The sequence below is a fragment of the Sphingomonas leidyi genome (assembly GCF_011761945.1).
Classification (GTDB): Bacteria; Pseudomonadota; Alphaproteobacteria; order Sphingomonadales; family Sphingomonadaceae; genus Sphingomonas; species Sphingomonas leidyi.
In genome coordinates, this window is the sequence record NZ_JAASQV010000001.1 from 1995713 (window position 1) to 2014895 (window position 19183).

Genomic DNA, 19183 nt, shown 5'->3' on the forward strand with positions numbered 1-19183 from the left:
CATGACATTTGCCCGGTTTCCCCTGATGTTGCGCCGGGCGATTCGAGCCGGATGAGAGGAAAAATGAACGACACGGGCATGTCTGCGCAGTTCCCGATCGCACGATCGCAGCGCATCCGCCGAGCGCCCGCGGGGCGCGCGATTGGTCTCTTGTCGAACCGCCCGCCGAGGATGTGCGAACGCCGGCCGGGCGGGTTCCGGGCATGACCGCCGGCATCGCCCTCCAGGGCTCCGGAGTGCACGCCGCGCCCGCGCCGGCATCCCTGGCCCAGCTGGATGGCAACGCGCGACTGGGCGAGCTCCTGCCGCGCGACCGCAAGCCGCTCTACGCGCAGTTCGCGCACCTGCTGCGCCGGGCCATCACGGAGGGGCGGCTGGAAGCGGGTGCCGCCCTCCCGCCCGAACGCGATCTCGCGGCCGAATATGGCGTGTCGCGCATCACCATCCGCAAGGCCATTGCCGAACTGGCGGAAGACGGATTGCTCACGCGCAAGCAAGGTGCGGGCACGACGGTAACCCGCCGCATCGAGCAGAACTTCTCCCGGATCAGTTCCTTTTCCGAGGAGATGACGGCGCGCGGCCAGTTGCCGAGCAGTGCCTGGATTCTCCGGGCCGCGGGAGCGGTTACCCCGGTGGAGGCGATGCAGCTCAACCTGTCGCCAGGCGCGCCCGTGATGCGGTTCCACCGCGTCCGGATCGCCGACGACGCGCCGATGGCGGTCGAATTCTCCACCGTCCCCAGCTATTGCCTGGGCGGGATCGATGACGTCTCGGAATCGCTCTATGCGGCCCTCGCCCTTACGGGCCATCGCCCCGTACGGGCGCTGCAGCGGCTGCGCGCGGTGCCGTTCACCGGTTCCCAGGCGCGCCTGCTCCGTGTCGAAGCCGGCACGCCCGGGCTGTTGATCGAGCGGTGCGGCTTCCTGCGCGACGGCCGGCCCGTCGAATACACGCAATCCTATTATCGCGGCGATACGTATGATTTCGTCGCCGAACTCACGGATCTCTAATCAGTGACGACCACCAGCATTTCGACGACGCCCAGCCTCATGTGGCAGGAAACTCAGGAAATTCCGATGGCCGTCGCGCGACAGCTCGCGGAAAATCGCGAGGCGTTCGGCGCATTGGGAGCACGGTTGCGCAACCGGCCGCTCCATCTCGTCGGAACCTGCGCGCGGGGATCCTCGGATCACGCGGCGACCTATGGGAAGTATCTGATCGAGACCATGATCGGCGTGCCGGTCGCTTCCCTGGCCCCTTCGGTGGCCTCGGTATTCGCGGCGCGGGTGGCGACGGACGACGCCTTGTGCCTCGCCATTTCGCAGTCCGGCCGCAGCCCCGATCTGCTCGCGACGGTGGATGCCTGGCGGGATGCCGGCATCCCTGTCGTCGCCATGGTCAATGATGCGGAATCCCCGCTTGCCCGGTGCGCCGACACGCTGCTGCCGCTATGGGCGGGGCCCGAGCGCTCCGTCGCCGCGACCAAGTCGTGCATCGCCGCCATGGTGGCCATGGCAGCATTGGTGTCGGCCTGGTCGGGCGATGCGGATTTCGCCGCCGGGGTGGAGGCGCTTCCCGCAGCATTGTCCCGCGCGGTGGCGCTGGACTGGAGCGCCGGCGTCGCCTCGCTTTCCGCCGCGCGGCAGATGTTCGTCCTCGGACGCGGCTATGGCTTCGCGGTCGCGCAGGAAGCCGCGCTCAAGTTCAAGGAGACCTGCGCGATCCAGGCGGAGGCGTTCAGTTCCGCGGAGGTCCGCCACGGACCGATGACCATCGTCGGTCCCGGCTTTCCGATCCTGGCGTTCGCGACCTCCGATGTCGCGGGCGATGGCGTCGCCGCGATGGCGGAGGAATTCCGGGCGCGCGGCGCGATCGTGCTGACGGCGCGCGCCGGAGGGACTTCGCCGCTCCCCGCCGAAGCGATGCATCCGGCGCTCGAGCCGATCCTCCAGCTCGCCAGCTTCTATGGCCTTGTCGAGCGGCTGTCCCGCGCGCGCGGGCTCGATCCCGACCAGCCGCCCTATCTCGCCAAGGTCACCCGGACCCAATGAGCCTCTATCGCTTCGGCAATGGCAATGTGGTCGTCGACGGGCTGATCTGGCAGGGCGCGGAAATCCATGTGGCGGACGGGCGCGTCGCAGCGCTCTCCCCCTTGCGGGGAACGGCCGGCGGCACCATCGACCTCGACGGCGGATGGCTGATGCCGGGCTTTGTCGACACCCAGGTCAATGGCGGCGGCGGAACGCTGTTCAACGACGATCCCAGCGTCGACGGCATCGCCAGGATCGCCGCAGCCCATGCCGCCTTCGGAACCACGGCCTTCCTGCCCACGCTGATCAGCGATCGCCCCGATCGCATTGCGCAGGCCCTTGCGGCGAGCGATGCGGCGATCGCCGCGGGCATAGCCGGCGTCGTCGGCATCCATATCGAAGGGCCGTGCCTTTCCCCCCGGCGCAAGGGCATCCATGATTCCGCGCATTTCCGTCGGCTCGATGCGGAAATGGTGGCGCTTCTCACCAGGCCGCATCGCGGCGTGGTCATGGTGACGCTCGCGCCCGAATGCGCGGATGCCGGCGCGATCGCGGCGCTCGTCGCCGCCGGAGTCAGGGTGAGCGCCGGCCATACCGACCTGGGCTATGCGGAAGCGCGTGTCGCATTCGGGGCGGGCGTGACGGGAGTCACCCACCTGTTCAATGCCATGCCGCCGCTGCATCATCGCGAGCCCGGAATTGCCGGCGCGGCGCTCGACGATCCCCGGCCCTGGTGCGGGCTGATCGTCGACGGCGTGCACGTGTCCCCCGCCATGCTGCGCATCGCGATCCGCGCGCGGGGACCCGAGCGGATGATGCTCGTCACCGACGCCATGCCTTCCGTCGGCGCGATCGAGAAGGATTTCGTCCTGCAGGGAAGGCAGATCCGCGTCGCCGATGGCAAGGCCCTCTACGACGACGGCACGCTTGCCGGCGCCGATCTCGACATGGCGAGCGCCGTCGCGAACAGCGTGGGAATGCTTGGCTTGAACGGCGAAACCGCCTCGGCGCTGGCATCGACCAATCCGGCAGCCTTTCTGGGCCTCGATCGCGAGCGGGGAACCCTGGCACCGGGCTTCCGCGCGGACTGGGTGCAGCTGGACCGCGACTTCAAGCCTTGCGGAACCTGGATCGACGGAAGGCGCGCCGCATGAACTGCACGCGGCGCGCCCTCCTCGGCGGCTCGGCCGGGATCGCGACGATCCTGGCCGGCGCACCGGCGGCGGCAATGCCGCGCGCTGCGCATGCCGGCTTCGGGCCGCCCATGCCGCCGCCGAGCGACTTGCTGCCCTCGCCCTTGCCGGAGACCGATCCCTCGCGGACCTGCTTCGATCTCGGCTGGCGCTTCCACGAAGGCGAAGTGCCGGCCGCCGCCCCGGTGACGCACAACGACACCTATCTGAGCGTGAAGGCCGGCACCGCGCCGGGCGCGGCGGCGCTCGATTTCGACGACAGCGACTGGCAGCAGGTCGGGCTGCCGCACGACTGGGCGTCCTTTCAGCCCGTCGTCGAGACCGCCAATGTCAGCCAGGGCTATCGCAAGCGCGGCATCGGCTGGTACCGGCGGACATTCCGGCTCGACGAGGCGGATCGCGGCAGGCGGCTGGAAGTGCAGTTCGGCGCGATCGCCACCAATGCCACCATCTGGGTCAACGGCAATGTCGTCGCCCATAGCTGGTCCGGCTATACCGGCATCCATGTCGACATCACGCCCTTCGCCCGGTTCGGCGATGCCCTGAACGTCATTGCCGTGCGGGTCGACGCCACCGTGATGGAAGGCTGGTGGTACGAAGGCGCCGGCATCTATCGGCATGTCTGGCTGGCCCGGCGCCCGGCGGTATCGATCGCCACGGACGGCATCCATGCGCGCCCGGTGCGCGGCAAGGACGGCCAATGGCAATTGCCCGTGTCGGTAACGCTCGAAAGCGTAGCGGCGGAAGAGGCCGATGTCGCGATCGAAGCGGTGTTGCTGGACCCGGAAGGCCAGGAGACCGCGCGCACCCGCATCGCGGCCCGCGTGGCTGCACTCGGGCACGGCGAGGCGAATCTGACGCTCGCCGCAGGCCAACCGCGCCTCTGGTCGCTGGAACGTCCGGCGCTCCATAGGCTCGTGGTTCGCGTCATCCGGGCCGGGTCTCCCGCCGATGAGCGCTATCTCGCCATCGGCTTTCGCACGATCGATTTCGATCCCGATCTGGGCGTGTCGCTCAACGGCCGGAGCATCAAGCTGAAGGGCGTCTGCCTCCACCAGGATCATGCCGGTGTCGGCGTGGCCGTGCCCGACGCCCTGCTCGCCTGGCGCCTGGCGCGGCTGAAGGACATGGGCTGCAACGCCATCCGCTGCTCGCACAACGCCTGCGCCGCCGAGTTGCTCGATCTCGCCGACCGGATGGGCTTCCTGGTGATGGCGGAGAACCGGAGATTCAATCCCGCGCCCGACTATCTCGCCCAGCTCGAATGGATGGTCCGGCGCGACCGCAATCACCCCAGCGTGATGCTCTGGTCGGTATTCAACGAGGAGCCGATGCAGGGCACCCATGCCGGCGTGGAAATGGTCCGCCGGATGGTCGCGGCCGTTCGGCGCCTCGATCCCGATCGCCCGACCACGGCCGCCATGAACGGCGCCTTCTACGATCCCGAGAATGTGTCGCAGGTCGTCGACGTCATGGGGTTCAACTATTATCCGAACGACTATGACCGCTATCATCGGTTGAACCCGGGCAAGCCGATCCTCAGTTCCGAGGATACCAGCGCGATGATGACGCGCGGCGCCTTTGCCAGCGATCCGGCGGCCCATGTCCTGTCCTCGCTCGACACCGAAGCCGCCGACTGGGGCGCGACCCATCGCCGAAGCTGGGCCGAGATCGCCGGCCGCCCCTTCGTCGCCGGCGGCTTTGTGTGGACCGGCTTCGACTATCATGGCGAACCGACGCCCTTCGCCTGGCCGACCACGTCGAGCTTCTTCGGCATCCTCGATCTGTGCGGCTTTCCCAAGACCGCGCATGACATCCGCCGTGCCCAATGGCGCGACGATGTCCCCGTCGTGGCGATCGCGCCCCATTGGACCTGGCCCGGCCGGGAAGGCCAGCCCATGAAGCTGCTGGTCACGAGCAATGCGGACAGCGTGACGCTGCGCCTGAATGGCCGGACGATCGGCGAGGCGCGCGTCGATCGCATCAACGGCAACGAATGGACATTGCCCTATGCGCCCGGGCGGATCGAGGCGATCGCCCATCGCGCCGGCCGCGAAGTCGCCCGCGCGGTGCACGAGACCGTGGGAAAGCCCGTTGCGCTCAGGCTGACGCCGGCGCGCCGGAAGATGGTGGCGGACGGCGAGGACGTCCAGCCGTTCACCGTCGATGCGGTCGACCGGCTCGGCCGGCACGTCCCCGATGCGGATTGCCTCGCCCACTTCACCGTGCACGGCGGCACGATCATCGGCGTCGGCAATGGCGACCCCAACAGCCATGCCTCCGAGAAGGCACCTTCCCGATCGCTCTTCCATGGGCTCGCACAGGTCATCGTGCGGGCGGATGCCGGCGCGGGCCCCCTGTCGGTGCGCGCGGAGGCGGCGTCGCTTCGCCCGGCGGGGGCGATCGTGGAGAAGGTGCCACGCGCGCCCCGCGCGCAAGTCGCGGCGGAGGAGCAGTTCCAGGCCATCGCGGCCTGGCGGCGATCGCCGGCACTGTCCGAGCGCCCCGATCCCTCGCTTGCACCACGCGACGGAGACAATAATGCATGGGCCTTCGTCACGCCGGGCGATAGTCTCGCACCCGAAGCGAGGGCGGGCTGGCGTGCCTATCGCGCGACCGTCACTCCGCGCCGCGCCGTTCGCCGCGCGGGTGGCGCACTTCGGTTCGCCGCCATCGTCGGCCGCGCGGAGGTCTGGATGGATGGCGCTCTTGCCGCGGAGAAACACGAACAGGCGCCGGGCCCCCTCGCCATGCCTTGGCACCCGGGAGAGGGACCGCGGACGGTGGTGCTGCTGGTCCAGTTCGCGCCCGGCCAGACCACCGGGCTGGCGGGCGCCGTGACCATCACCGAGGACAAGGGGAAACGATGATGATCGAAGTCGAGCTCGGCGCACCGCTCGCCGGGTGGGTGATCCCGCTGGAGAAGATCCCGGATCCGGTGTTCGCGCAGGGCATGGTCGGGGATGGGCTGGCGATCGAGCCGATCGGCGACATGCTGCACGCCCCTTGCGCCGGGACGATCTCGTCCGTTCATGCCGCCCGCCATGCCGTGACGCTCGCCCTTGCCGAAGGCGTGGAACTGCTGATGCACATCGGAATCGACAGCGTCGGCATGGCGGGCCGGGGGTTCGAAGCCCTGGTATCGCCCGGCGCCAGGGTTGCCGCCGGCGATCCGCTGGTCCGCTTCGATCTCGATCAGCTGGCTCTGCGGGCGAGCGCCGCCGCCACGCCGATCATCGTGACCGGCCCGGGCGTCGATATCCTGGCGCGGCATACCGGCGGCATGGTGGCGGTCGGCGAAACGGTGCTCCGGATCGGCGCGCGCGCGGCGGCCAACGGCATCGCCCGCCCACAGGCGGCAGCCGGCGAAGCGAGACGTCACGAAGCCGTCGTCGCGCTCGCGCACGGCCTGCACGCCCGTCCCGCCGCGCGGATCGCCACTGCGCTTCGCGAATTGCGGGCGGAAGTCTTCCTGGAGAGCGGCGACCAGCGGGCTTCCGCCGCGAGTTCGATCGCGATGCTCGGGCTGGGCCTGCGACATGGCGCCCCGGTAACCATCGTGGCGCACGGCGCAGATGCCGGCGAGGCGATCACCCGCGTCCTGGCGGTGCTGCAACACGATACGGACGTCCCCGCGGCCACTGTCGCGCCATCGCGGAGCATCGTGCCCGAAGGCGCTATCGGCGGCGTCGGCGCGGCACCGGGCCTGGCGATCGGCCCCGCCTGCTGGCTGCGCACCAATCGACCCGCCCCAACCCGCCTGGGCGCGGGCGTCATGACCGAGCGGAGCAACCTCGTGCAGGGGATCGGCATGGTATGGGCCGAGCTCGAGGCGGAGTCCCAGGGCGAAGGGCAGGCGGCGGACGTATTCACCGCACATCGGGCGATCCTGGAGGACCCCAGCCTCATCGATGCGGCATTGGCGCGGATCGACTCGGGCGAAAGCGCGGCATTCGCGATCCTGTCCGCAGCGGAAGCCCAGGCCGGCATCCTGCGCGCTTCGGGCGACGCCCGCATCGCGGAACGAGGCGCCGATCTCGTCGATGTCGGCGAGCGGATCGCCCATGCGATACTCGGGACCAGGGCGAACATGATCATGCCGCCGGAAGGCGCGATCCTGCTTGCCGACGATCTGCTGCCATCGCAGTTCGCGGCGCTCGACACCGATCGGATCGCCGGCATCGCGCTTGCCCGGGGCGGCCCCACCGCGCACGTCGCCATTCTCGCGGCCGGTATCGGCCTGCCGATGATCGTTGCGCTCGGCACGCCGCTCGAAGCCGTGGCCGAAGGCGCCAGCCTGCTGATCGATTGCGATTCGGGCTTCGTGCGTGTCGACCCGGATGCGCACGCACGCGAAGGATTGGCGGCCGCCAGGGCCCGCCGCGCCGCCGTAGAAGCCCGCGCGCGGACGATCGGCGCCGCGGCGGTGCATACTGCCGACGGCATATCGGTTTCGGTGCAGGCGAATTGCGGCTCCGTCGCCGATGCGCAGGCAGCGATGGCGGCCGGCGCCGACGGCTGCGGGCTGCTGCGAACCGAGTTTCTGTTCCTCGGGCGGGCAGCTGCCCCCGATATCGGCGAACAGCGCGCGACATACCGCGCCATTTTCGAGGCGCTGCCGGAACGGCCGATCACGGTGCGGCTCCTGGACGTGGGCGGCGACAAGCCCGCCCCCTATCTCAGCCTTCCGGCCGAGGAGAATCCGGCGCTGGGGCTTCGCGGAATCCGTGTCGCGCTGTCTCGCCCCGAGATACTGGAAGCCCAATTGTCGGCCATTCTCGGCCTGCCGGTTCCGGGGCCCTTGCGCATCATGGTCCCGATGGTTGCCAGCGCCCATGAGATGGCCGCGGTGCGCGCGGTGCTCGATCGGTTGCGCGGCGACACGGCGGTGGCCCTGGGCGCGATGGTCGAGACGCCCGCCGCCGCGATCGGCGCGGATCTCATCGCCGCCGAGGCGGATTTCCTGTCGATCGGCAGCAACGACCTCACCCAATATGCGCTGGCCGCGGATCGCGGCAATGCCGCGGTCGCCGCAATGCTCGATGGCCTTCATCCCGGGGTTCTGCGCCTGATCGCGGAAACCTGCACCCGCGCCGGTTCGACACCGGTCAGCGTGTGCGGCGGGCTCGCCGCCGATCCCATGGCGGCGCCCATCCTGATCGGATTGGGGGTGCGCACACTCTCCGTCCCCCCGGCACAGGTGGCGCTCACCAAGGCACTGGTCACCACCCTTACCGTCACGGCGGCCGCCAGCCATGCCCGGCAAGCGCTGGCCTGCGCATCCGCAGCCGAAGTCCGGGCGCTGGCGCGTCGGTTCGCCGAGGAGCTTTCCGCATGAAGTCCCCCCTCACCCTTCTCCAGCTTCTCCAGCCGCTCGGCCGCGCGCTCATGCTGCCGATCGCAGTGCTGCCGATCGCCGGGCTCCTGCTCCGGCTCGGCCAGGCCGACCTGCTCGACCTCCCCTTCATGAGTGCGGCGGGCGATGCCATCTTCGCGCATATCGGCCTGCTCTTCGCCGTCGGGGTCGCGACGGGCTTTGCGCGCGACGGCAATGGTGCGGCAGCCATGGCGGGCGTGGTCTGCTATCTGGTGATCGGCAATGCCGCCAAAGTGTTCCTTGCGGTACCGCCGGCAACGATCCCGCCCGGCACTGGCGAGGCGATCGCCGCCGCGCTCTCCGCTGCCTGGAAGGCCGCGACGATCGACAAGCTGCAGGTTCCGGTCGGCATCATCGCCGGGCTGGTCGGCGGCGCTTGCTACAATCGCTTCTCGACCACCAGGCTGCCAGACTATCTCGCATTCTTCGGCGGCCGGCGCCTGGTGCCGATCGTCGCCGGCGTCGCCGGTCTGGCGATCGGGGCGCTGCTCGGCCCGGCCTATGACTGGATCAGCGGAGGGATTGACGGGCTGAGCCGCGGCGTGGTCGCCGCAGGCGGCTGGGGCCTGTTTGCCTTCGGCGTGCTCAACAGGCTGCTGATCGTCACCGGCCTGCATCATATTCTCAACAACATCGCCTATTTCGTCGTCGGCGAATACGCCGGGAAGACCGGTGACCTGACGCGGTTCTTCGCGGGCGACCCCAGCGCCGGCGCTTTCATGAGCGGCTTCTTTCCGGTCATGATGTTCGGCCTGCCCGCCGCCTGCCTGGCCATGTACCACACCGCCGCGCCGGGACGGCGCAAGGCCGTCGGCGGGATGCTGCTCAGCCTTGCCCTCACCTCGTTCCTCACCGGGGTGACCGAGCCGATCGAGTTCAGCTTCATGTTCCTGGCACCGGCGCTCTACGTGGTGCACGCGGTGCTCACCGGTCTCGCCCATGTCGTGATGCACCTGCTCGGCGTGAAGCTGGGCTATGGGTTTTCCGCGGGCCTGTTCGACTATGTGCTGAACTATGGCCGCGCCACCCATCCGCTGCTCCTCCTTCCCGTGGGCCTGGCCTATGCGGCGATCTATTATGGGCTCTTCCGCTGGGCGATCCTGAAATTCGACCTGAAGACGCCAGGCCGGGAGCCTGCCGAGGAAGGGGCCGCACCGATGGCGGCGCCGGCAGGCGACAGGGCCGGCGCAATCATCGCCGCGCTGGGAGGCGTCAGCAACCTGCGCACCATCGACGCCTGCACCACGCGCTTGCGCCTGCGTGTCGAGGATATGGCGGCGCTGGACGAGCCGGGCTTGCGCGCGCTCGGGGCGCGCGGGATCCTGAAGCTGGCGGACAACAATCTCCAGGTCGTGGTGGGCGGGATCGCGGACACGCTGGCGATGGAGATGCGCGATCTCGTCGGGCGTCCGGCGCCGGCAGCACCTCTCCAGCCGGGCGCGGAAGCCGGGATTCCGCTTCCCGCCGCCATCGCCGCGGCCTTGGGAGGCGCGGCCAATCTGGTCGATGCATCGCGTCGGCCCGGTCGGATTCGCGTCGTCGTGCAGGATCCCGGGATCGTCGATCGAGATGCGCTGGCCGCCAACGCACGCGCCGTGATCATGCCCGCGGCAAGGACCTTCCATCTTCTCGTCGTCGACCCGGCGTGACGAAGGCACCCTCATGGGAGAATCTCCCTTGCGCGGGACATGACAAGCCGTCCGCGCTGCGCTAGCCTAGGCCGATGCCGCCGAAGCCCGCATCGCAGATCAAGCCCGTCGCCAAGAGGACCAAGTCGGACGGAGAGGCCGCCACGCCCAACTATAGCGCGCCTGCGCTGGAGAAGGGCATCGACGTGATCGAGCTGCTCGGCGACGAGCCGTTCGGGCTGACCATCACCGAGATATCCCAGCGGCTGGGCCGTTCGGTGAGCGAGCTGTTCCGCGTGGTCGTCGCCCTGGACCGCCGGGGGTGGCTGCACAAGGAGGCCGCGAGCGATCGATATCGCGTCACCTACAAGCTGCTCGAGCTGGCACACCGCGCCACGCCCGCGCAGGAGCTCACCTATGTGGCCGCATCCCGGATGCGCGCGCTTGCCGCGGCAACGATGCAGTCCTGCCATCTCGTGGTCGTCAATGGCGGCCGCGGATTGATCGTCGCACGCCAGGAAAGCCCGGGGCCGACCGGATTCGCGGTTCGCCTCGGCACCGATATCGCGCTGGAGACCAGCTGTTCGGGCCATGTGCTGCTGGCGTTCATGGACGAGGCGAGCTGGCCGGACGTGCTTGGCGAAGCGCCGTCGCGCAAGCTCGCCAAGCGGCTGGCCGCCGTGCGCGCGCAGGGACATGAATCCATCGCCAGCTCGCGGCTGGCCGCCGTCTCCGACCTTTCCTGCCCGATCTTCGGGTTCAGCGGCCAGGTGGTCGCGGCGCTCACCATTCCGTTCCTGGCGGCGATCGACGATGCCCCGCATCTGTCGATCGAGGAGACGCTGGCGCTCCTGAAGGCCACCGCGCTCGACATATCGACTGTCCTGGGCTGGTACGACCGGCAGGAGGCGCCCGTGGTACCGAGCCTTTCCGTACCCGAACCAAAGCGCCCGCGCAGGACCCGCAAGGCCAGCTAGGCCGGCGCGGCGCGAGGCCGCGCATCGCCGGGCATTTCCGGATTCCGTTCCCGCGCGTGGCTCGAACATCGCCACGCGCCGCCGCGCGCGCGCCCTCGCCGGCATGCCCCCGAGCACCTGCGCGAACACGGAATACCCATATCGAGCAGCGCCCGCGATGCCCCGCCAGCCCGGGTATCAAGGCCTTAAGCGGCGTAATTTTATCTAGAAATCATATTTCCATATACAAAATTACCATGGCCCAATATGAAAGGCTTCGTGCTCGACATATGATCTCCCCTGTCACGGAGAAAGCCAACCAATGACCGTGATCACCGGCCTGCGCGTGCTGGACATCAGATTTCCTACCAGCCTTTCCCTGGACGGCTCGGATGCGATGAATCCGGATCCCGACTATTCCGCGGCCTATGTGATCCTGGAAACGGACGTGCCGGACCTCTCCGGGCATGGCCTCACCTTCACTATCGGCCGCGGCAACGAGATTTGCGTCGCGGCAATCGAAGCGCTGCGCCCCCTGGTGGTCGGCCAGTCGCTCGATGCGATCCGCGCCGACCCTGCGGCTTTCTGGCGGCACATCACCGGGGACAGCCAGCTGCGGTGGATCGGCCCCGACAAGGGCGCCATCCATCTCGCGACGGGCGCGATCGTGAACGCGGTCTGGGATCTCTGGGCCAAGGCGGAAGGCAAGCCGGTATGGCGCCTGGTCGCGGACATGTCGCCGGCCGAGCTCGTCCGGGCGATCGACTTCCGATACATAACCGATTGCATCACGCCGGAAGAGGCACTCGCCCTCCTCGAAGCCCGCGCCGCCGACAAGGAGAAGCGCATCGGGTTGCTCCGGGCCGAGGGCTATCCCTGCTACACCACATCCGCCGGCTGGCTGGGCTATGACGACGAGAAGCTGCGCCGCCTGGCGCAGGAAGCCGTCGACGCGGGCTTCCGCCACATCAAGCTGAAGGTCGGCGTCGACCAGGCGGACGATGTGCGGCGCGTCGCGATCGCGCGCGACGTTCTGGGGCCCGAGGGCGTGCTGATGATCGACGCCAATCAGGTCTGGGAAGTCGAGCAGGCGATCGACTGGGTCAATGCCCTGGCCTTTGCCAAGCCCCTGTTCATCGAAGAGCCGACCAGCCCCGACGATGTGCTGGGGCACGTCCATATTCGTGCCGGCATCGCGCCCATCAAGGTCGCGACGGGCGAGATGTGCCAGAATCGCATTCTCTTCAAGCAGTTCATCATGAGCTACGCCATCGACGTGGTGCAGATCGACGCCTGTCGTCTGGGCGGTGTCAATGAAGTCCTGGCCGTCCTCCTGATGGCCGCGAAGTACGACTTGCCCGTATGGCCGCATGCGGGCGGCGTCGGCCTGTGCGAATATGTCCAGCATCTGGCGATGATCGACTATCTCTGCTTCGCCGGCACGCGCGATGGCCGCGTGATCGAATATGTCGATCATCTGCACGAGCATTTCATCGATCCCTGCGTGATCCGTTCGGCAGCCTATATGCCTCCCGAGAGGCCGGGCTTCTCGATCGAGATGAAGCCGGAAACGCTCACGCGCTACCGGTATGCGCCGGGTCGCGGGCAAGCGGCCTGAACGCGGGGCGAGGCGGGATCCGCCCGTCGCGCCTCTAGCGCAGGTCCAGCAGCGACATATCGACGTCCGCGATCGCGCGTGCGCCCGCCAGCGCCAATGTGGTGCGCATCTCCGCCGCGAAGAGGTCGAGCAGGCGCGCCACCCCCGCTTCGCCCGCAGCGGCCAGCGCATAGGCCCAGGCGCGCCCCAGCAGGACCCCGCGCGCGCCCAGCGCGAGCATGCGCACGACATCGGCGCCGGACCGTATGCCGGAATCGGCCAGGACGGCCAGCCGATCCCCGACCGCTTCCGCCACGGACGGCAACGCCCGCGCAGTCGATAGGGCGCCATCGAGCTGCCGCCCGCCATGGTTGGAGACGACGACGCCATCGGCCCCGAACCGTACGGCGTCCCTTGCATCTTCGGGGTCCAATATGCCCTTGACGATCAAGGGGCCATCCCAGGCCTCGCGAATCCATTCCAGGTCCCGCCACTCGACGGCGGGGTCGAAATTCGCGGCAAGCCAGCCCATGAAATCCTCCAATCCGCTCGCCTTGCCGAGCACCGGGGCGACGTTGCCGAGGATATGCGGCCGTCCACGGATGCCGACGTCCCACGCCCAGCCGGGACGCCCGGCCGCCTGCAGGAGCCGCCGGATTCCCGCCCAGGATCCGGACAGGCCGCTATGCGCATCCCGGCGCCGCATCCCGGGAACGGGCATGTCGACCGTGAACACCAATGCGCGCACGCCTTGCGCCTTGGCGCGGGCAAGCAGGTCCCGCATAAAGCCGCGGTCCCGAATGACATAGAGCTGGAACCAGATCGGTCTCGACGATGCCGCAACCACCTCGTCCAAAGCGCAAACCGAAACCGTGGAGAGGCAAAAGCCTATGTCTCGATCGGCGGCCGCGCGCGCGGCCTGCGCTTCGCCGCGACGTGCGTACATGCCCGCCAACCCGACCGGCCCCAGCACGATCGGCAACGAAAACCGTTGCGAGAACAGCGTGCAGGACAGATCGATCTCCCGCACGTCACGAAACACCCGCTGGCGAATTGCCAGGGCCTCCAGGTCGGCCTCATTGCGCCGCAGCGTCACCTCCGCCCCGGCTCCGCCATCGACATAGTCGAACAGGAAGCGCGGCAACCGCCGCCGCGCCGCCAGGCGGAAGTCACCGGTCGAAGTCGCGATCATCGGGTTATCCTGATATTGTTTTTCTCTATGAACTTGTATTTTAAATACGCAAATTTAAAAGAGCATATTCCGCTCTGCCTCGGGGGAGGAGATCTGAGATGGCCAGCCGCGCGTTCCTTGCCGCACCGCCGATAGTCGAGCGCCGCTATGCGGTCGCGTTCGCGCTCGTCACTTCGCTTTTCTTCTCCTGGGCATTGGCGGCGGCACTGAACGACGTGCTCATCCGGCAGTTCCAGAAGGCGCTGGACCTCACCCGCACGGAAGCGAGCCTGATCCAGTTCGCATTCTATATCGGCTATTTCTGCGCCGCCGTTCCCGCCGGCCTGCTCATCCGCCGCCTGGGGTACAAGAACACGATCCTGATCGGCCTGGCCTGTTACGCAGGCGGCGCGTTCCTCTTCTACCCGGCGGCATCCACCGAAATGTTCGGCCTGTTCCTCGCCGCCTTGTACGTGATCGCGATCGGGCTCGCCTTCCTCGAAACCGCCTCCAACCCCTATATAACGATCCTGGGCGCACGGGAGACGGCGTCGGCGAGGCTGAACCTGGCCCAGTCCTTCTACGGCGTCGGCGCGATCATAGGCCCGATCGTCGGCGGGTTGTTCATCTTCTCCACGGACGAACGGACCCAGGCCCAGATCGCCGCGATGGCACCGGCCGAACGCGCGGCATGGCGGTCCGCGGCGGCGGCGGCGGTGCAGGGTCCCTATGTCGCGATCGGCGTGGTGGTCTGCCTTCTCGCCCTGCTGATCGCCTGCACGCGCTTCCCGGTCCTCGATCGGGCCAAGGCAATGCCCGGCAACGGCCGCTCCATGTTCGCGGTGCTCCGCCATCGCAGGCTGCTCGCGGCCGTCGCGGCGCTCTTCCTCTATGTGGGAGCCCAGGTCGGCGTCTGGAGCTTCTTCATCGACTTCACCAAGATACAGGCCCCGCACCTGAGCGAGCGCGCCGCTGCGTTCCTGCTCTCCGGCAGCCTCGGCATGCTGATGATCGGCCGCTTCAGCGGCGCATTCCTGCAGAAGCGGATCGCGCCGGCGCGGCTGCTCGCGATCTACGCCGCGGCGAACATAATGCTGTGCGGCTTCGCCGCGATCGCCACCGGCATGCCCGCGGTGGGCGCGCTCTGGCTCACCAGCTTCTTCATGTCGATCATGTTCCCGACGATCTTCGCGCTCGGCGTCGAAGGGCTGGACGACGAGACCGAGAGCGGGGCGGCCTTTCTGGTGATGGCGATCATCGGCGGCGCGCTGCTCCCGCCCCTCATGGGCATCGTCTCCGAGGGCATCGGCGGCATCCACCATATGATGTTCGTCCCGATGCTCGCCTTTGTCGGCGTACTGGCCTTTGCCCTGCTGCGCCTTCACGAAGGGCGCGCCGCATGACGCGCGCCCTGTTCGTCCTCGACCTGGAAAATGATCCGGAGCTGATCTCCGCCTATGAGGCGCGTCACGCGCCCGGCGCCGTATGGCCGCAGGTCATTCGCGCCATCCATCAGCTTGGATATCGCGACATGGAGATCTGGCGCGCCGCAGACCGCCTGGTCATGCTCGCCGAAATCGCGCCGGCCGGCCTGGCTTCCCTCGATTCCGATCTCCAGCCAATCGTGACGCAGTGGGAAGCCGAGATGAGCGCCTATCAGCGACCCATCCTGCCCGACGGCCCGAAATGGCTGCCGATGACGCGGATCTTCGCGCTCGACGAGCAGCCGGCGCCATGATTCCGCGCCGGTCCATTCCCCGCGCGGGGATCGAAGTCAGCGAGATCGGATTCGGCGCAGCCCCGCTTGGCAATCTCTATCATCCGATCAGCGATCTCCAGGCGAAGACCACGCTCGAGTGCGCGCTCCAGGCGGGGATGCGCTATGTCGATACGGCACCGCATTATGGCCATGGCCTGAGCGAGCGGCGGACCGGCGACGCGCTACGCGAGCGGCCGGGCATCGTGCTGTCCACCAAGGTGGGGCGGTTGCTGCGCGCGGATTCCACGCTCCGGGGCAGCGCCGAACGACAGGGCTTCCGCTCCGCCCTGCCCTTTGTCGGTCATTATGACTATACATATGATGCCATTCTGCGTTCCTATGAGGACAGCCTCCAGCGGCTGGGCCTGGCCAGGATCGACTTGCTCTTCGTCCACGACATCGGCGCGAGAACGCACGGCGCGCGCAACGCGCATTATTTCGATCAGTTGACCAAGGGGCGCGGCTTCGAAGCGCTGCAGCGCCTGCGCGACGAGGGGGCCATTGCGGGCTTCGGCATCGGGGCAAATGAGTGGCAGGCCGGTCTGGACGCGCTTGCACGGGCGGACTGCGACGTGATGCTGCTGGCCGGCCGCTACACCTTGCTCGAGCAGGGTGCCCTAGACCAGTTCCTGCCGCGCTGCCTCGATCGGCAGGTCGCCGTCGTGATCGGCGGCGCCTATAATTCCGGCATTCTCGCAACCGGCACCATGCAGGGAGGGGAATTGCGCTACGATTATGGCGAAGCGCCGGCGGACATAGTGGCGCGCGTCGCCAGGCTCGAGGCCCATTGCCGGGACTTTCAGGTTCCGCTGGCGGCGGCGGCGCTGCAATTCCCGCTGGCCCATCCCGCCGTCGCGAGCGTGATCCTGGGCCTGGGAGCGCCCGCGCAGGTCGAGGAGACGATCCAGCTCCACCGGCTTCGCATTCCGTCGCAATTCTGGCTGGCCCTTCGCGACGCCGGCCTGATCGCCGAAGACGCGCCCGTTCCGGCGGATCGCTAGATGCGCATCGATTCGCACTTCCATCTCTGGCGGCCGGCACGCGGCGACTATGGCTGGCTGACCCCGGCAGCCGGCGGCCTCTATCGGGATCATGAGCCGGACGAATTCGCCCCCCTGCTGGCGGCGCATGGCATCGACGCCGCGATCCTTGTCCAGGCGGCCCCCAGCGCGGCGGAAACCGAATTTCTGCTCGCCCATGCCGAGCTGCATCCCTGGATCGCGGGCGTGGTCGGCTGGACCGACATGGCGGCCGGCGACGCCCCGGCCCGCATCGCCGCCCTGGCGGGAACGCCGAAATTGCTTGGCTTGCGTCCCATGCTGCAGGATCTGAGCGACCCGGCATGGATATTGGACGACAGGATCCGGCCCGCCCTTCAGGCGATGGCACGGCACAGCCTTGTCTTCGATGCGCTCGTCCGCGCGGCACAGCTGCCCGCGATCCGGGTGCTCGCGGCGCGCCATCCCGATCTCTCGATCGTGCTCGATCATTTCGGCAAACCGCAAATCGGCGATGCGCCCGGCAGCGCGTGGATGGACGCGATCTCCGCCCTGGCCGACGCCCCCAATGTCGCGGTCAAGTTCTCGGGGCTGCTCACCGAGTCCCCCGCGGGCGCCGACGCGACCACCCTCGCGCCATTCTTCGACCATGTCGTGCGCCGGTTCGGCGCCGGCCGGATGATCTGGGGGAGCGACTGGCCGATCCTGACCATGGCGGGCACCTATGCGGACTGGCTCGCCATCTCGCACGCGCTGCTCGCCCCGTTCGGCAGCGGTGCGCGCAAGGCAATTCTCGGTGCCAACGCGGCACGCATCTACAAGATCTGACGGAGGCAATCATGACGAAGCCTGGCCGGCTGGCAGGGAAAACCGCGCTCGTGACCGCGGCGGCACAGGGCATCGGCCGGGCAACCGCGGAACGCTTCGCCGCCGAAGGGGCCATGGTCTGGGCAACGGACGTGAATCTGGCGGGCCTGTCCGGCATTGCCGGCTGCGAGACGGCGCAGCTGGACGTTCGCGACGGGGCGTCGATCGCCGAGGCGCTCGAGCGCACCGGCCCACTCGACATCCTGTTCAATTGCGCGGGGACGGTGCCCGGCGGAACGATCCTCGATTGCTCGCCGGATGACTGGGCCCTGGCCCATGACCTCAACCTTGCGAGCATGTATCGGATCGTTCGCGCCACATTGCCCGCCATGATCGCGCGCGGCGGCGGGAGCATCCTCAACATGTCCTCGGTCGCCAGTTCCATCAAGGGCGTCCCCAATCGGTTCGCCTATGGCGTCACCAAGGCCGGAGTCATCGGCCTGACCAAGGCCGTCGCGGCCGACTTTGTCGGCCACGGCATCCGGTGCAACGCGATCTGTCCCGGCACCATCGAAACGCCGTCCCTGCACGAGCGCCTGCGCGCGACGGGAGACTATGATGCAGCGCTGGCCGCCTTCGTCGCGCGCCAGCCGATGGCCAGGCTCGGCCTGGCTTCCGAAGTCGCCGCCCTGGCGCTCTATCTGGCTTCGCCGGAAGCCGCGTTCACGACGGGCCAGATCCATGTGATCGATGGGGGCTGGACCAACTGATCAAGCGTTCAAAGGAGCTTTGCGTATGAAATTGCTGCGTTTCGGCCCGATCGGCAGCGAGAAACCGGGCCTTCTCGATGCCGCGGGCAATATCCGCGATCTGAGCGGCGTTATCCCCGACATCGATGGGAGCACCGTCACGCCCGAAAGCCTGGCGCGGCTGCGCGCGCTCGATCCGGCAAGCCTCCCCCGGGTCGAGGGAACCGCGAGGCTGGGCGCCTGCGTCGCGCGCCCGGGCAAGTTCGTCTGCATCGGGCTCAACTATGCCGATCATGCCGCCGAAACCGGCGCGGCGATTCCGGACGAGCCGATCGTGTTCATGAAAGCGACCAGCGCGCTTTCCGGACCGAACGACCCGATCCTGAAGCCCAGGGGGTCGACCAAGCTCGATTGGGAAGTCGAGCTGGCATTCGTCGTCGGAAGCGATTGTCGCTATGTCGACGAGGCCGAAGCCGCGGCCGCGATCGCCGGCTATTTCGTCTGCAACGATGTTTCCGAACGCGCCTTCCAGCTGCAATCCTCGCAATGGGACAAAGGGAAGGGCTGTGACAGCTTCGGTCCGATCGGGCCCTGGCTGGTGACGCCGGACGAGATTGGCGACATCGGAAACCTGCACATGTGGCTGGAAGTCAACGGGAAGCGATTCCAGAATGGCTCGACTTCGACGATGATCTTCCGCCCGGCTTTCATCCTGTCCTATCTGAGCCGTTTCATGAGCCTGCAACCGGGCGACATCGTCACCACGGGTACGCCTCCGGGGGTCGGCCTCGGGCAAAACCCCAATGTCTGGCTCAACAGCGGCGACAGGGTCTCCCTGGGGATCGCGGGCCTGGGCGAGCAGCATCAGCAAGTCGTCGACGCCTAGCTCCGATGTGCGCGATCGATCCCGGGCCACCG

15 protein-coding genes are annotated in these 19183 nt (G+C 68.2%); 14 read left to right on the forward strand and 1 reads right to left on the reverse strand.

What is annotated here, in order from left to right:
- Nucleotides 1–203 precede the first annotated feature (203 nt).
- The 8 genes from FHR20_RS09420 to FHR20_RS09455 all read left to right on the forward strand — a co-directional run bounded on the left by FHR20_RS09420 (nt 204) and on the right by FHR20_RS09455 (nt 12802).
- Entirely contained in the window at nt 204–1010 is an 807-nt protein-coding gene (locus tag FHR20_RS09420; protein WP_167299253.1) for a GntR family transcriptional regulator, read from the forward strand.
- A 66-nt stretch (nt 1011–1076) separates the two neighbouring features.
- Nucleotides 1077–2051, forward strand: coding sequence for an SIS domain-containing protein (locus FHR20_RS09425; protein ID WP_243857166.1), 975 nt, complete (start codon nt 1077–1079; stop codon nt 2049–2051).
- Nucleotides 2048–3184 carry an N-acetylglucosamine-6-phosphate deacetylase gene (nagA, locus tag FHR20_RS09430; protein WP_167299254.1) on the forward strand — a complete coding sequence of 379 codons (1137 nt, stop codon included), beginning with the start codon at nt 2048–2050 and terminating at the stop codon, nt 3182–3184. Before FHR20_RS09425 ends, nagA begins: the two co-directional genes overlap by 4 nt.
- The gene (gene galA / locus FHR20_RS09435; protein ID WP_167299255.1) at nt 3181–6093 is read left to right on the forward strand and encodes a beta-galactosidase GalA; all 2913 of its coding nucleotides are present in this window, start codon (nt 3181–3183) and stop codon (nt 6091–6093) included. Before nagA ends, galA begins: the two co-directional genes overlap by 4 nt.
- On the forward strand, nt 6090–8561 hold the full coding sequence (gene ptsP / locus FHR20_RS09440) for a phosphoenolpyruvate--protein phosphotransferase (protein WP_243857167.1): 2472 nt from the start codon (nt 6090–6092) through the stop codon (nt 8559–8561). Before galA ends, ptsP begins: the two co-directional genes overlap by 4 nt.
- Nucleotides 8558–10249: an N-acetylglucosamine-specific PTS transporter subunit IIBC gene (gene nagE, locus FHR20_RS09445; RefSeq protein WP_167299257.1), complete on the forward strand. Its 1692-nt coding sequence runs from the start codon at nt 8558–8560 to the stop codon at nt 10247–10249. Before ptsP ends, nagE begins: the two co-directional genes overlap by 4 nt.
- A gap of 74 nt (nt 10250–10323) precedes the next feature.
- A complete protein-coding gene (locus FHR20_RS09450) occupies nt 10324–11205 on the forward strand; it encodes an IclR family transcriptional regulator (RefSeq protein WP_167299258.1) in 882 nt (293 codons plus the stop codon).
- A gap of 301 nt (nt 11206–11506) precedes the next feature.
- Nucleotides 11507–12802: an L-fuconate dehydratase gene (locus FHR20_RS09455; protein ID WP_167299259.1), complete on the forward strand. Its 1296-nt coding sequence runs from the start codon at nt 11507–11509 to the stop codon at nt 12800–12802.
- A 34-nt stretch (nt 12803–12836) separates the two neighbouring features.
- Here FHR20_RS09455 and lldD read toward each other — a convergent pair whose 3' ends face one another.
- The gene (lldD, locus tag FHR20_RS09460) at nt 12837–13973 is read right to left on the reverse strand and encodes an FMN-dependent L-lactate dehydrogenase LldD (RefSeq protein WP_167299260.1); all 1137 of its coding nucleotides are present in this window, start codon (nt 13971–13973) and stop codon (nt 12837–12839) included.
- 98 nt (nt 13974–14071) lie between these two features.
- Between lldD and fucP the strand changes: the two genes are divergently transcribed.
- The 6 genes from fucP to FHR20_RS09490 are packed head-to-tail and all read left to right on the forward strand — an operon-like array spanning nt 14072 to nt 19151.
- A complete protein-coding gene (fucP, locus tag FHR20_RS09465; RefSeq protein WP_167299261.1) occupies nt 14072–15355 on the forward strand; it encodes an L-fucose:H+ symporter permease in 1284 nt (427 codons plus the stop codon).
- Nucleotides 15352–15690 carry an L-rhamnose mutarotase gene (locus FHR20_RS09470; RefSeq protein WP_167299262.1) on the forward strand — a complete coding sequence of 113 codons (339 nt, stop codon included), beginning with the start codon at nt 15352–15354 and terminating at the stop codon, nt 15688–15690. Before fucP ends, FHR20_RS09470 begins: the two co-directional genes overlap by 4 nt.
- On the forward strand, nt 15687–16712 hold the full coding sequence (locus tag FHR20_RS09475) for an aldo/keto reductase (protein ID WP_167299263.1): 1026 nt from the start codon (nt 15687–15689) through the stop codon (nt 16710–16712). Before FHR20_RS09470 ends, FHR20_RS09475 begins: the two co-directional genes overlap by 4 nt.
- Nucleotides 16713–17537 (forward strand): amidohydrolase family protein, encoded by an 825-nt coding sequence (locus FHR20_RS09480; protein WP_167299264.1) that lies wholly within the window; start codon nt 16713–16715, stop codon nt 17535–17537. It begins immediately after the preceding gene.
- Between the two features lie 11 nt (nt 17538–17548).
- Complete coding sequence (locus FHR20_RS09485) at nt 17549–18286, forward strand: SDR family oxidoreductase (protein WP_167299265.1); 738 nt, start codon at nt 17549–17551, stop codon at nt 18284–18286.
- Between the two features lie 25 nt (nt 18287–18311).
- Nucleotides 18312–19151, forward strand: a complete 840-nt coding sequence (locus FHR20_RS09490; RefSeq protein WP_167299266.1) for a fumarylacetoacetate hydrolase family protein — start codon at nt 18312–18314, stop codon at nt 19149–19151.
- The last annotated feature ends 32 nt before the right edge of the window (nt 19152–19183 follow it).

Bases quoted from the DNA above. Each gene is read 5' to 3' on its own strand.
- FHR20_RS09420 (WP_167299253.1), top strand. From the start codon at position 204: ATGACCGCCGGCATCGCCCTCCAGGGCTCCGGAGTGCACGCCGCGCCC.
- FHR20_RS09425 (WP_243857166.1), top strand. From the start codon at position 1,077: ATGGCCGTCGCGCGACAGCTCGCGGAAAATCGCGAGGCGTTCGGCGCA.
- nagA (WP_167299254.1), top strand. From the start codon at position 2,048: ATGAGCCTCTATCGCTTCGGCAATGGCAATGTGGTCGTCGACGGGCTG.
- galA (WP_167299255.1), top strand. From the start codon at position 3,181: ATGAACTGCACGCGGCGCGCCCTCCTCGGCGGCTCGGCCGGGATCGCG.
- ptsP (WP_243857167.1), top strand. From the start codon at position 6,090: ATGATGATCGAAGTCGAGCTCGGCGCACCGCTCGCCGGGTGGGTGATC.
- nagE (WP_167299257.1), top strand. From the start codon at position 8,558: ATGAAGTCCCCCCTCACCCTTCTCCAGCTTCTCCAGCCGCTCGGCCGC.
- FHR20_RS09450 (WP_167299258.1), top strand. From the start codon at position 10,324: ATGCCGCCGAAGCCCGCATCGCAGATCAAGCCCGTCGCCAAGAGGACC.
- FHR20_RS09455 (WP_167299259.1), top strand. From the start codon at position 11,507: ATGACCGTGATCACCGGCCTGCGCGTGCTGGACATCAGATTTCCTACC.
- lldD (WP_167299260.1), bottom strand. From the start codon at position 13,973: ATGATCGCGACTTCGACCGGTGACTTCCGCCTGGCGGCGCGGCGGCGG.
- fucP (WP_167299261.1), top strand. From the start codon at position 14,072: ATGGCCAGCCGCGCGTTCCTTGCCGCACCGCCGATAGTCGAGCGCCGC.
- FHR20_RS09470 (WP_167299262.1), top strand. From the start codon at position 15,352: ATGACGCGCGCCCTGTTCGTCCTCGACCTGGAAAATGATCCGGAGCTG.
- FHR20_RS09475 (WP_167299263.1), top strand. From the start codon at position 15,687: ATGATTCCGCGCCGGTCCATTCCCCGCGCGGGGATCGAAGTCAGCGAG.
- FHR20_RS09480 (WP_167299264.1), top strand. From the start codon at position 16,713: ATGCGCATCGATTCGCACTTCCATCTCTGGCGGCCGGCACGCGGCGAC.
- FHR20_RS09485 (WP_167299265.1), top strand. From the start codon at position 17,549: ATGACGAAGCCTGGCCGGCTGGCAGGGAAAACCGCGCTCGTGACCGCG.
- FHR20_RS09490 (WP_167299266.1), top strand. From the start codon at position 18,312: ATGAAATTGCTGCGTTTCGGCCCGATCGGCAGCGAGAAACCGGGCCTT.